The sequence below is a fragment of the Pseudomonas brassicacearum subsp. brassicacearum genome (assembly GCF_008801605.1).
In the GTDB taxonomy this organism is placed as follows: Bacteria; Pseudomonadota; Gammaproteobacteria; order Pseudomonadales; family Pseudomonadaceae; genus Aquipseudomonas; species Aquipseudomonas brassicacearum.
This window is the reverse complement of record NZ_VZPJ01000001.1, coordinates 260,400-274,429: the sequence shown is the minus strand read 5'-3', so window position 1 is coordinate 274,429 and position 14,030 is coordinate 260,400. Positions and strand designations below refer to the sequence as shown.

Genomic DNA, 14,030 nt, shown 5'->3' with positions numbered 1-14,030 from the left:
CAAAGTCTTGAAAACTCAAGTGAGTCGATCAAGGCGCCGCATCGGTCTGAGACCTGCGGCGCCGCATCGCTCGCTAGCTTTGGGAATTGGGTTTGGTCTTGAGCTTGCCCAGCAGCTTGTCCAGGGATTTCTGGTTCAGCGCCTTGGCCAGCGGGAAGTCCGCGGGCATCAGCGAACCGGCCTGCGGGTCGAGGCAGTGTTCGACCAGCGCCTGCAAACGTTCCAGCAGGCGAGCGGGCAAGCGGCTGTCGGCGTTTGGCGTGACGCTGTGCCACTCGACACGCAACACGCCGTCCTCCAGCCAGGCCACCACCTCACGGGCGTGGGTCACCCGGTTAACCGAGGCCACGTCCGGCGGCGGGGTCAGGCTGCTGGCGCGCAACCAGCCCTCTGGCGTTTGCTCATGCCCCAGGTAGTTGAACAGCACATCACCGTGGCTGGCCGGCAACTCGCCGCGCTGGCGCAGCAAGCCGTAGCCGAGGCCCAGGCCAGGTACGTCACGCAAGGCTTGCTTGGCGTTGCGCACTTGATCGCCCGCGGCGCCGCTGGCATTCACGCGCAGTGGGTAGAGGGTGGTGAACCAGCCGACGGTGCGGCCGACGTCCAGCCCGGCAAACGGTGCGTCACGCCCGTGGCGCTCCAGGTCCACCACGATGTCGCTGCGCTGTTCGGCCTCGGCCAGGGTCGCGGCGAGGGCGGCGATCAGCAGTTCTTCCGGTTGCGTGCGGTAAGCCGCATGGGATTCGGTCAGCCATTGGTGCGTGCGGCTGGCGTCCCAGCGGGCCGACAGGGTCTGGCGTTCGGCGACCGTGGCCATGGGCGGCTGGTTAGCGCCGATCTGGGCACTCCAGTAGCGATGCTCGGCGGCGACCTTGGCGGCATGGGCTTGCAGGTGCTCGCTCCATTGACGATACGAGGTGGTTTTCGCCGGCAACGTCGGGCTCTCGCTACGCTCCAGTGCCGGGTACAACTGCTGGAAGTCTTCCAGCAGCGGCGTCCAGGAAACTGCGTCCACCACCAGGTGATGGGCCACCAGGTATAGGCGCTGCGGGGTGCCTTCCAGCAGCGCCGCGGCAAACAGCGGGCCGTGTTGCAGGTCCAGGCTTTGGGCAACTTGCAGCAGTTGTTCCGGGCGTTCGCAGCAGGTCAGTTGGGCCGCAGCCACTGGTGCGATGTGCGCCTGCCATTGGCCGTCGACGTCGGTGAAACGCAAGCGCAGGGCGTCGTGGTGGGCGACCAGTCGATCCAGCGTGGCTTGGACGATGGCCGGCACCAGGCGACGGTCGCTGTCGGCCAGCACCGATTGGTTCCAGTGCGCGACCTGGACCTGCTGCTGGTCGAAGAACCACTGGTGCAATGGCATCAGCGGCATCGGCCCGGTCACGTCACCTTGTTCGGCCTGGGTCAGCAACGCCGTGGTCACGTGGGCCAGGGCCGCTGGGGTTGGCGAACGGAACAAGTCCCGTGGGGTGAGCGAATAGCCCTGTTCACGCAAGCGCGAGATCAGTTTCAGGCCGAGGATCGAGTCACCGCCCAGGGCGAAGAAACTGTCCGAGGTGCCGACTTCACGGCCACCGGTCAAGGTGTCGCCGAGCAGCTCGCCGAACAACTGGCAAAGCAGGCGTTCCAGGTCGTTGCGCGGTGCCGCGTAGTCCTTCTGGGTGTTCGGCAAGGGCAGGGCGGCGAGGGCCTTGCGGTCGATCTTGCCGTTGGTGCTCAGGGGCAGGGCCGGGATCTGCACCCATACCGCCGGCACCATGTAGGCCGGCAGCTCGGCCGCGAGCTGGGTGTCGAGGTCCGATTGCGCGGCGCTACTGCTGTAGAACGCCACCAGGCGGTTGTCGATGACCAGGGTGCAGGCACCGGTGATGGCCGGCAGGTTCAGCAGGGCTGAGTCGATTTCCCCCAACTCGATGCGCTGGCCGCGCAACTTCACCTGATGGTCGAGACGCCCCAGGTACTCGATGTTGCCATCGGCCAGGAAGCGGCAACGGTCGCCGGTGCGGTACAGGCGATCACCGGCCACGAACGGGCTGGCGAGGAAGCGTTCCTCGGTCAGGTCCGGGCGTTTCAAGTAACCCCGGGCCACACCGACGCCGCCGATGTACAGCTCGCCGATGCTGCCAATCGGTAGCGGTTGCAGGGCCTCGTCGAGGATGTACAAGCGCAGGTTGGCGATGGGTTTGCCGATCGGCACGATTGCATCGTCCGCCGAGCAACGCCAGACCGAGACGTCGATGGCCGCTTCGGTCGGGCCGTACAGGTTGACCAGTGCCGCCGGGTGCTGGCCCATGAAGCGCCGGACCAGGTCCACCGGCAGGGCTTCGCCACTGGCGAACACCTGGCGCAGGCTCTGGCAGTTGACCAGGCTCGGCTCTTCGACAAAGGCCCGCAGCATCGACGGGACGAAGTGCAAGGTCGTGACCCGTTCCTGCTGGATCAACTGGCTGAGGTAGGCCGGGTCGCGATGACCGTCCGGACGGGCAACCACCAGGGTCGCGCCAGTGATCAGCGGCCAGAAGAACTCCCACACCGACACGTCGAAGCTGTACGGGGTTTTCTGCAGAACACGGTCGTTCGGGCCGATCGGGAAGGCGTCCTGCATCCAGTGCAGGCGGTTCATCAAGGCGCCGTGTTCGTTCATCACGCCTTTGGGTTGGCCGGTGGAACCGGAGGTGTAGAGCACGTAGGCCAGGTCGTGGGCTTCGACATTGATCGGTTCGAAGGCGGGTGCTTGGGGCAGGGCGTCGAGGGTCCAGGCTTGATGCCCGACCGGGAGGCGCGACAGCCACTGCGCTTGGGTCAAGGTGACCCGGGCATCGGCGTCTTCGATCAGGAACGCCAGGCGCGCGGCAGGCAACTCCGGGTCCAGCGGCAGCCACGCGGCGCCGGCATGGACGATGCCGAGCAAGGCCACGACCATCTCCACCGAACGCTCCATGCACACCGGCACGATGCTGTCGGTGCCCACGCCAGCGGCGCGCAGGGCGCGGGCGACGGTTTGCGCCCGCTGGTCCAGCTCGGCATAGCTCAGGCGCTGGCCTTCGAACACCAGCGCCGGGGCGTTGGGGCTCAGGGCCGCTTGCTGGCTCAGGGCGGTGTGCAGGTTGGTTGGGCCGCTGTAGTGGCGGTCGGTGGCGTTCCAGCGGTCCAGTTGCTGCTGGTCCTGCTGTTGCGGGAACAGTTCGACCAGGGTGCGTCCAGGGCTTGCCACCAGGGCGTCAAGCAGCGCGCACCACTGCGCGCTCCAGCGTTGCATCGTTGCTTCGTCGTACAAGGCCGATTGGTATTCCAGCGCCAGCGTCATGTCGCTGCCGTCGTCCTGGACTTCCCAGCTCTGTTCAAACTTGGCGTCGATCACCGGCAGCATCTGTTCTTCGACGTTCAGCCCCGGCCATTGGCTGCTGTCGATGCGGTCGTAGTTGAGGGAGAACAGCACTTGGAACAGCGGCGTACGGTTCAAGTCGCGGTTCTGCGCGATAGCGCCGACCAGGGTGGCGAAGGGCAGGTCAGCATGGGCTTGGGCTGCACGCAGATCGGCCTCGAGGCTGGCCAGCAGTTGCTCGGCCGGGGCCCGTTGGTCGACGTCGCTGCGGATCACCAGGGTATTGACCAGGCAGGCCAGCAACGTCTGGGTTTGCCCATGGTCACGCTGGTCCGCCGGGGTGCCGAGACGAATCTCCCGCTGACCGCTGTAGCGGGCCAGCAGCGCGCTCAGGGCCGTGGCCAGCACCACGTAGGTGGTCGTGCCGCGCTGACGGGCAAACTGCCGGATGGCTTCGGCGCGCTGGGTTCCGAGGCGCACGGTGAGTTGCCGGGCGCGGCGATCGGCTTCGGCGCCGCGTGGGTGGTCGATGGGCAGGTCGAGTTGGTAGTCGTCCTGGCCCAGGTGGTTTTTCCAGTAGTCCAGGCTGTCATTGCGCCGGGCCTGGGTGTCCGGGTGCTGTTGCCACAGGGCGAAATCGACGTAGTCGATTTCCAGCGGAGCCCAGGCGGGCGACTGCCCGTTCAGGCCGGCGGCGTAGGCCTGGGTCAGTTCGTCGATGAGCAACTGCATGGCCCAGCCGTCGGTGGCGCTGTGATGCAGGCACACCAGCAACAGGTTCTCGTCACTGCCTTGGCGTTGCAGCAGGTGCGCCCGCCAAGGCGCCGCGGCGGCCAGGTCGAACGGCGTCATCAGTGCGTTCTGGGCATTGGCACAGGTCGCTGCCCAGTCCTGGGTTGCAACGCCAGTGACCGCGAGCGCCGGGCCGTGGTCGTCGATCAGCAATTGCGGCTCGCCGTCGACTTCGACGATACGGCTGCGCAGCACCAGGTGGCGCTGGCTGACCTGCGCAAAGGCCTCGCGCAAGACCTCGACCTGCAACTCGCCGCGCAAGGTCAGGGCGAATGGCATGTGGTACTCGCGGGACTCCGGTACCAGGCGGCTGAGCATCCAGAACCGGCGTTGAGCCAGGCCCAGGGGCAATTGCGCCGGGCGCGGTTGTGCGCTGATCGACTCACCGGGCATGGCCGCGCGCAGATGCTCGGCCAGGGCCGCGACCGTCGGTTGGGCGAACACCAGCGGCAAGGGCAGGGAAACCCCCAGGCGTTCACGAACCCGGCTGACCAGGCGGGTGGCCAGCAAGGAATGGCCGCCGAGTTGGAAAAAGTTGTCTTCGATGCCGACTTCCGCACCACCCAGCACTTCGCTGAACAGTTCGCAGAGCACGCTTTCAGTGACCGTGCGCGGCGCGGTGCGCGGCTGCTCGCTTTGGCTTTGTGGCAGCGGCGTGGCGGCCAATGCCTTGCGGTCAAGCTTGCCGTTGCTGTTGAGCGGCAGGTTATCGAGCTGCACGAACAGGCTTGGCTGCATGTGCGCGGGCAGGCTGTCACTCAGGTCGGCACGCAGGGTGACCTCATCGGCGTCACCGCACCAGAAACTCACCAGACGCTGGTCCAGCAACAAGGTGGCGGCGTCGCGAACACCGGCCTGTGCCAGCAGCGCAGCGTCGATTTCCCCCAGCTCGATGCGTTGACCGCGCAGTTTCACCTGATGGTCGAGACGCCCCAGGTACTCGATGTTGCCATCGGCCAGGAAGCGGCAACGGTCGCCGGTGCGGTACAGGCGGTCACCGGCCACGAACGGGCTGGCAAGGAAGCGTTCTTCGGTCAGGTCCGGGCGTTTCAGGTAACCCCGGGCCACACCGACGCCGCCGATGTACAGCTCGCCGATGCTGCCAATCGGCAACGGTTGCAGGGCTTCGTCGAGGATGTACAAACGCAGGTTGGCGATGGGTTTGCCGATCGGCACGATTGCATCGTCCGCCGAGCAACGCCAGACCGAGACGTCGATGGCCGCTTCGGTCGGGCCGTACAGGTTGACCAGCGCTGCCGGGTGTTGGCCCATGAAGCGTCGGACCAGGTCCACCGGCAAGGCTTCGCCACTGGCGAACACCTGGCGCAGGCTCTGGCAATTGACCAGGCTCGGTTCCTCGACAAAGGCCCGCAGCATCGACGGGACGAAGTGCAACGTCGTGACCCGTTCCTGCTGGATCAACTGGCCGAGATAGGCCGGGTCGCGATGACCGTCCGGCCGGGCAACCACCAGGGTCGCGCCGGTGATCAGCGGCCAGAAGAACTCCCACACCGACACGTCGAAGCTGTACGGGGTTTTCTGCAGCACACGGTCGTTCGGGCCAATCGGGAAGGCGTCCTGCATCCAGTACAGACGGTTCATCAAGGCGCCGTGTTCGTTCATCACGCCTTTGGGTTGGCCGGTGGAACCGGAGGTGTAGAGCACGTAGGCCAGGTCGTTGGCGTCGACGCTGATCGGCTCTGCGACTTCAGCGATTGGCAACGCATCCAGCGTCCAGGCGTCATGTTCGGCGGGCAGGCGCGACAGCCACTGCGCTTGGGTCAAGGTGACCTTGGCATTGGCGTCTTCGATCAGGAACGCCAGGCGCGCGGCAGGCAGTTCCGGATCCAGCGGCAGCCACGCGGCGCCGGCATGGACGATGCCGAGCAAGGCCACGACCATTTCCACCGAACGCTCCATGCACAGCGGCACGATGCTGTCGGTGCCTATACCGGCGGCGCGCAGGGCACGGGCGACGGCTTGCGCCCGCTGGTCCAGCTCGGCATAACTCAGGCGCTGGCCTTCGAACACCAGCGCAGGTGCGTTGGGGCTCAGGGCTGCTTGTTGGCTCAGGGCGGTGTGCAGGTTGGTCGGGCCGCTGTAGTGGCGGTCGGTGGCGTTCCACTCGATCAGTTGGCGGTGACGCTCTGCCGCCGGCAGCGGTGTCCAATCGCCGAGGCGGGTCCGTGGCGCTTCGAGCATCGCCTCCAGCAGTTGTTGCCATTGTTCCAGCCAACGCCGGGCCGTGGTTTCGCTGAACAGCGCGGCGCGGTACTCCAGCAACACCGACAGCACCTCGCCGTCATGCACTTCCCAGTTCAGGTCGTACTTGGTGGCCTGGGCGGTCACGGCGCGTTCGCTGACCCGCAACTGCGGCCATGGCTGGCTCGACGAGTCGGCGTTCTGCATGGCGAACAACACTTGGAACAGCGGCGTCTGGCCGAGGCTGCGCGAAGGCTTCAAATGCTCGACAACCTGGTCGAAGGGCACGTCCTGATGCTGCTGGGCATCCAGCACACGGTTGCGCACCTGGTTGAGCAAACCTTCGAAGTCCAGCGCCGGATCAAGGTCGGCACGCATGACCACGGTGTTGACGAAGCAGCCGATCAGCGGCTGCAGCTCGGCGAATGGACGCTGGGCCACCGGGCTGCCAACCCGTACATCGCGCTGGTTGGCGTAGCGGCCCAACAGCAATTGCGCGGCGCCGAGCATGAGCATGTACAGGGTGGCGCCGCGGTGCTGGGCGAACTGTCGCAGGCGTTCCACCAGGACGGGCGGCAATTGCAGTTGGACCGCGCCGGCCGCCGGGGCGAGCTGGGTTGGCCGGCCCTGTTCGGTTGGCAGGTCCAGCAGGTAGTCGCCGTCCTCCAGTTGGTTGCGCCAGTATTCCAGTTGGCTGCTGAACGCGGTCTGTTGACCGGGTTCGCGCTGCCAGAGGGCGTAATCGGGGTATTGCAGCGCCAGCCCTGGCAGTGCTGCCGGGGCGCCCTGGCACTGGGCGGTGTAGCACTGTCGCAGTTCATCCAGCAGGTTCTGGCTGGAGGCGTCGTCGGTGGCGCAGTGGTGCACGTTGAGCAACAGCAGCGACTGGGCTGCGCCGCTGCGTTGCAATAGCGTGGCACGGACCGGCACTTCGGCGGCGAGGTCGAAGCGGCGGCCGGTTTCGGCGTGGATCACCGCGTCGGTCAGTTGCTGCCATTGCTCGTCGCTGGTCGCTTGCAGTGCCGTCACCTGCAGGCTGATATCGACCTGGGGTTCGATCACCAGCGCCAACTCGCCATCGCTATCGCGCACGATGCGGCTGCGCAGGATCTCGTGGCGCTGGACCACGCTGTTCAAGGCCGTGTGCAGGGCCTGGACGTTGAGTTCGCCGTCCAGTTGCACGGCGCTGACCACGTTGTACTCGCCACCGCCGGTGCTCAGTTGTTCAAGGAACCACAAGCGTTGCTGTTCGAACGACAGCGGCAGGCGCGCCGGACGCGCTGCCGGGACAAAGGTCGCCGCCGGGGCTTGCAGGGGATCGCCCAGCAGCGCGGCCAAGGCGTCGAGGGTCGGGTGTTCGAACACCGCCCGCAACGGCGGCACGCTGGCGAACTGTTGGCGCAGGCGGGCAAACAACGTCGCCGCCAGCAGCGAGTGGCCGCCGATGTAGAAGAAATGGCTGTCACGGCCGATCTGCGACGACGGCACCTTCAGCAACTCGGCCCACAGGGCAGCCAGTTGCTGTTCGGCGGCGCTGCACGGTGGATCGAGGGCGTCTGGCGCGGCTTGGATGTCCGGGGCCGGCAAGGCCTTGCGGTTGAGTTTGCCGTTGTCAGTCAGCGGCAGTTCATCGAGCAGTACGAATGCCGAGGGCACCATGTAGTCGGGCAGGGCGGCGCCAATGGCTTTGCGCCAGGCATGGATGTCGGCCTGCTGGTCGCACGTCACATAGGCGACCAGGCGCTTGTCGCCGGGCACGTCTTCACGGGCCAGCACCACGGCCTGGCGCACGCCCGGTTGGGCGCCGATCAAGGTTTCTATTTCCCCCAGCTCGACACGGAAACCACGGATCTTCACTTGATGATCCATGCGTCCCAGGTATTCGAGCTGGCCGTCGGGCAACCAGCGCACCAGGTCACCGGACTTGTACATCCGTGCCCCGGCCACGGTGGAGAACGGGTCTTCGATGAACACCTTCGCGGTCTGCTCGGCGCGGTTGAGGTAGCCCAGGGTCACGCCGGCACCGCCGATGTGCAGTTCCCCCGGGACGCCCACCGGCATCGGGTTGAGGAAGGCATCGAGCACGTAGGTGCGCACGTTGGCGATGGGCCGGCCGATGATTGGCCGCAGCGGGAAGTCATCCACCGCGCAACCAGTGGCATCCACCGTGCATTCGGTTGGGCCGTAGGTGTTGAAGAAGCGGCTGCCGGCAATCGACGGCAGGCGTTGCCACAGTTGTGCGTCCACCGCATCGCCACCGAACAGCACGAAGCGCGGCAGGTACACCTCGCCACGCCGAACACCGTCGCTTTCGAGCAGGGCCTTGAGCTGTGCCGGGGTACATTCGAAGGCGTCCAGGCGGGTGTCGCGGAAGAATCCAGCCAGGGCCTCAGGGTCGTAGCGCACGTCTTCCGGGGTCAGGTACAGGCTGTGGCCGTCGAGCAACAGGATCAGCTCGGCCACCGAACTGTCGAAGGCGAACGAGTAGTTGAAGCTGGTACGCATCGGCTGGTCGGTGTAGCGGCGATACAAGCCATGGATACGCGCCCAGGCCAGGTTGACCACCGAACCGTTGGTCACCAGGGTGCCCTTGGGCTTACCGGTCGAACCGGAGGTGTACATGATGTAGGCCAGGTCTTGCGGCCCGGCGAGCGGGGCAGGGTTGCTGTCCGGCTGGTTGGCGAACAGGGCTGCGTCGCTGTCCAGGCGCAAGCGCGGCAGTTCGGCGCCCAACTGTTCCAACAGGCCTTGCTGGCCGAGCAACAATGCCGGTTGCGCGTCTTCGAGCATGTACGCCAGGCGATCCACCGGGTAGGTCGGGTCCAGCGGCACATAGGCGCCACCGGACTTGAGAATGCCCAGCAGGCCGACCAGCAGTTCCAGCGAGCGCTCGACACACAGCGCCACCGGGCTGTTGGCGCCGACGCCCCGGCTGCGCAGGTAATGCGCCACCTGGTTGGCGCGCCGGTTGAGTTCGCCGTAGCTCAGGCTGCGGCCTTCGAAGCACAGGGCGTCACGCTCCGGGGTGCGTTCGGCCTGTTGTTCGAACAACTGGGCGAAGGTCAGGTGCGTTGGCACCGCCATCTCGGTGCGGTTCCACTCGACCACGGTGCGTTGCCATTCGACGTCCATCAGCAACGGCAAGGCGGCGACCGGGCGTTGGGGCTCGGCGAGCATGTGTTCGAGCAGATGTTCCAGGCGCGCCAGGGTCTGGCGGGCGCTGTCGGCGACGAACAGATCGAGGGCGAACATCAACTCCAGCTGGATCGGCGCATTGGCCGGGCACAGCACGTGCAGGTCCAAGTCGCATTCGGAATGTCGCAGCGGCGTGTCCAGCGCTTCGAATGCCAGCCCGGGGAAGCGCAACCGCGACTCCATGGCCAGTTGCTGGGCGACCATCACCTGGTACAGCGGCGCATGGCTGAGGCTGCGTGGCAGTTGCAGGCTGTCCACCAGTTGCTCGAAGGGCAGGTCCTGGTGCAGCAGGCCACTGCGCAGACGTTCGGCCACCTGTTTGACCAGGGCGCTGAAACCGACTTGCGGTTCGAAGTCCGCGCGGATCGCCAGGTTGTTCAACAGTATGCCCAGCAGGCCTTCAGTGCCCGGCTGTTCACGGTGGGTGACCGGGGTGCCGACCAGCACCGTGGCATCGCCGCTCAAACGGTGCATCAGCACGGCGAAACCGGCGAACAGGACGGTGAACGGCGTGGTGCCGAGGCGACTGGCAAAGGCCTGTACCCGGGAGCTGAGGTCGGCGCTGAGTTCACGCTGCACGATCCCGGCGCGGTAGCTTTGCACCGACGGCCGTGGATGATCGGTGGGCAAGGCCAGCAGCGGGCTGGCGTCGCTGTCGCGCCGGTCGAGGGTGGTGGTCCAGTAGTCGAGTTGGCGCTTGAGTTCGGCGCCTTGCAGGTGTTCGCGCTGCCAGAGGGCGAAGTCGGCGTATTGCAGCGGCAGGGCCGGCAGTTTGGCAGGGGCGCCGTTGCAACGGGCTTCATAACCCAGGGCCAGTTCGCGCAGGGCGATGGTGGCCGACCAGGCGTCCGAGACCAGGTGATGCAGGGCGATGCCGAGCACGTGCTCGCCCGGCGCCAGGCGTAGCAAGCGCGCACGCAGCAGCGGTGGGCAGGTCAGGTCGAACGGCAGCTCGAAGGTGTCTTGCAGGGCATTGAACTGCGCGCCGGCGCGAGCGGTGGTGGTCAGCCCCGACAAGTCTTCGAAGGGCAGCGCGATGTCCAGCGCTGGGCTGATGCGCTGGCACGGCACGCCGTCGGTGCTGTGGATGCCGGTGCGCAGGATTTCGTGGCGCAGCAGCAGGTCGTTCAGGCTGGCGTGCAGCGCCTCGACATTGAGTTCACCCTTGAGGTGCAGGGCGAACGGGATGTTGAACAGGGTGGTGCCCGGCGTCAGTTGCTCGATGAACCACAAGCGTTGTTGCGAGAACGACAGCGGTAGCAGCGCCGGACGTGGCTGGGCCTTGGGCACGCTGATCGCGCTGGCTTGCGGCGCGGCGGCCTGGGCCTGGCGGGCGGCGATGGCCACGGCCAGCAAGGCCACGGTCGGCTGTTCGAACAGCACCCGCAACGGCAGGTCGAGCTTGAACTGGGTGCGCAGGCGGGCAACGATCTGGGTTGCCAGCAGCGAGTGTCCGCCGAGGGTAAAAAAGTTGTCTTCCACGCCCACCGTATCGCGTCCCAGGACCTCGGCCCAGATCGACGCGACGGTGGTTTCCAGCGCGTTGCGCGGGGCGATGCTTTGCTGGGTGTCGGCCTGCCAGTCCAGCTCCCGGGCGGCCAGGGCCTTGCGATCGACCTTGCCGTTATTGTTCAGGGGCAGTTTGTCCAGGCAGACAAAGGCCGCCGGCACCATGTACGGCGGCAGTTGCGTGCGCAGGTGTTCGCTCAGGCCGTCGCTGCCCAGGGTTTCGTCATGGGCCGACCAGTACGCCACCAGCCAGGCTTCGCCGACGGTGTTTTCCCGCAGCAGGACGGCGGCTTCGCGTACGTTGGGGTGCTGGGCGAGACGGTGTTCGATTTCCGTCAGTTCGATCCGGTGCCCGCGCAGTTTGACCTGCTGGTCGCGGCGGCCGAGGTATTCGATCACCCCGTCTGCACGCCAGCGTCCCAGGTCACCGGTGCGGTACAGGCGACCTTCGAGTTGAGGGTGGTCGATAAAGGCTTCAACGGTGCGCTGCGGGTCGTGCAGGTAACCGCGGCCAACGCCGACGCCGCCGACACAGATTTCCCCGGCCACGCCCACCGGCACCGGGCGCAGGGATTCGTCCAGCACATACAGGCGGTTGTTGGCGGTCGGCTGGCCGATGGGCATGTGGCTGACCTCGGCCCCCGGTGCTTTGAGGATCGGCTGGAAGGCCACGTCGTCGGCGCACTCGGCCGGCCCGTAGGCGTTCATCAGGGCAATGTCGGGGAACCGTGCGAACCAGTCGCGGGCCACGGTCGGCGGCAGGGCTTCGCCGGTAGGCAACACCCAGCGCAGGTCCGGCAGTTGCAAGTCGCACGGGCACAGCGCGAGCAAGGTGCGCATCAGGCTCGGGACGATTTCCAGCACGTTCAGGCGCTCGCTGGCGAGCACCTGCAACAGGCGTTGCGGGTCGTGGGCAACTTCATCCGCAAGGATGTGCACGGTGGCACCGAGCACCGGTGCGGCAAGGAACTGCCACACCGAAATGTCGAACGCCACCGAGGCAGTCTGGGGAATCCGGTCGGCGGCGCTGAGCCCCAGGGCCGGTACTTTGCCGAAGATGTTGTTGAGCATGCCGCGCTGTTCGATCATCACACCCTTGGGCGTACCGGTCGAACCCGAGGTGAACAGCACGTAGGCCAGGCTGTCGGGGCTGGCGAGCACCGGCAGTGGCGCGTCGTTGCCGGACGTCCAGCAGGCTTCGGCGAACAGCGCCTCGGGTGCCTGGTCGAGGCCGCTGAGCAGTTGATCGAGCAGGCCGCTGCAGGCTTCGCTGGCGACCAGGAGCGGGGCGCGGGACAGCCCGAGGATTTCCCGCAGGCGCTCGGGCGGGTGATTGACTTCAAGGGGCAGCATCGCCGCACCGGCCTTGAACACCGCCAGCATCATGCTCAACAGCGCCAGGCCACGGGGGGCCACCAGCGCGACCAGTTGGTCTTCAACTGCGCCGGCCTCGCGCAGAGCGTGGGCCAGGCGCGTGGAGCGCAGGTCCAGCTCGGCGTAGGTCAGCGACTCCCCGTCGCAGGTCGCGGCGACCTGATCACCGCGCTGGGCGACCTGGGCGGCAAACAGCTCGGCGTAGCTTTGCTCCAGCGGAAAATCGTGGGGGTTGAGTGCCCATTCGCCCAGCAACTGCTGACGTTCGTCGGCGGCCAGCAGCTCAAAGCTGGCCAGCGGCGCCTCGGGTGCGGCGAGCATGTTGCGCACCAGGCTGGCGATGTGGCCCAGCAGGCGTTGCACGGTGGCGGCTTCGAAACGTTCGCGGTCATAGGAGACGCGGATGCCCAGCTGTTCGCCCGGCAGGATCACCACGGTCAAGCCGTAGTGGGTGTGCACGCTGTGGTCCATGCCTTCGAGGCTGAACTGGAAGCCGCCTTCGAGGATCTGTTCGTCGATGGGTGCGTTTTCAAATACCAGGATGCTGTCGAACAGGGTCTCGCCCCGGGGGAAATCGCTCCAGCCCTGGATGTCGGTCAAGGGCGTGTGTTCGAAGTCGCGCATGTCGACGTTGAGCTTTTGCAAGTCGCCCAGCCAACTGCCGAGCGAGGCGCTCGGGTCCACCGAAACCCGCAGCGGCAAGGTGTTGATGAACAGGCCGATCATTTCCGCGACACCGGTCAGGTCGGCCGGGCGCCCGGCCACGGTGACGCCGAAGACCACGTCCTGTTGCCCGCTGTAGCGTGATAGCAGCAGCGACCAGACGCCCTGGAAGAACGTGTTCGGGGTGATCCGGCGACTGCGGCAGAACGCCGCCAGTGCCTGGGTTTCCTGTTCGTCGAGGTGGATCAGTTGGTCGTCCACCAGCACCGCATCGGTGTAGCGGTCGCGGGTCACGCCGTTGTCCACGGTCAGCGGCGTGGGGGCATTGAGACCTTGCAGCTGGCCGCGCCAGAACTGCTCGGCCTCGCTCGCGTCCTGGTGTTGCAGCCACTGGATGTAATCGCGAAACGGCCGCGGGCTTTTCAGCTCTGGCGTGCGGTCGTTGCACAGTGCTTCGTAGACTTTGAGGAAGTCCACGGTCACCAGGGAAATGCACCAGGCGTCCATCAGGATGTGGTGGAAGCTGCGAATGAACTCGTAGGACTCATCGCCCAGGCGTACCAGCCGGAAGCGAATCAGCGGTGGCTTCGACAGGTTGAAGCCGACTTTCTGCTCGTCTTCCAGCAGCGTGCGGATTCGCGCTTCCTGCTCATGGGGGGCGAGCCCGCGCAGGTCGAGGGTGTCCAGCGGTACCTTGACCTGGCGATGGATCACCTGCACCGGTTGCTTCTGGCTTTTCCATTGGAAACTGGCGCGCAGGGAAGGGTGCAACGCCACCACCTGGCGCCACGATTCGAGGAACGCCCCTTCATCGATAGCCCCGCCGATGCGGTAGCGATCCTGCATCAGGTACACACCGGAGTCTTCGTGCAGCAGGGAGTGGAACAGCATCCCTTGTTGCAGCGGCGACAGCGGGTAAATGTCTTCGATCGGGTTACCGGTGGTTTTTTCGGTGGTCATTGAAAGCGTC

At 66.2% G+C, this 14,030-nt stretch carries 1 protein-coding gene; it reads right to left on the bottom strand.

What is annotated here, in order from left to right:
* Nucleotides 1–73: 73 nt before the first annotated feature.
* Entirely contained in the window at nt 74–14,020 is a 13,947-nt protein-coding gene (locus F7R20_RS01240) for a non-ribosomal peptide synthase/polyketide synthase (protein WP_003200898.1), read from the bottom strand.
* Between the last annotated feature and the right edge of the window lie 10 nt (nt 14,021–14,030).

Bases quoted from the DNA above. Each gene is read 5' to 3' on its own strand.
- F7R20_RS01240 (WP_003200898.1), bottom strand. From the start codon at position 14,020: ATGACCACCGAAAAAACCACCGGTAACCCGATCGAAGACATTTACCCG.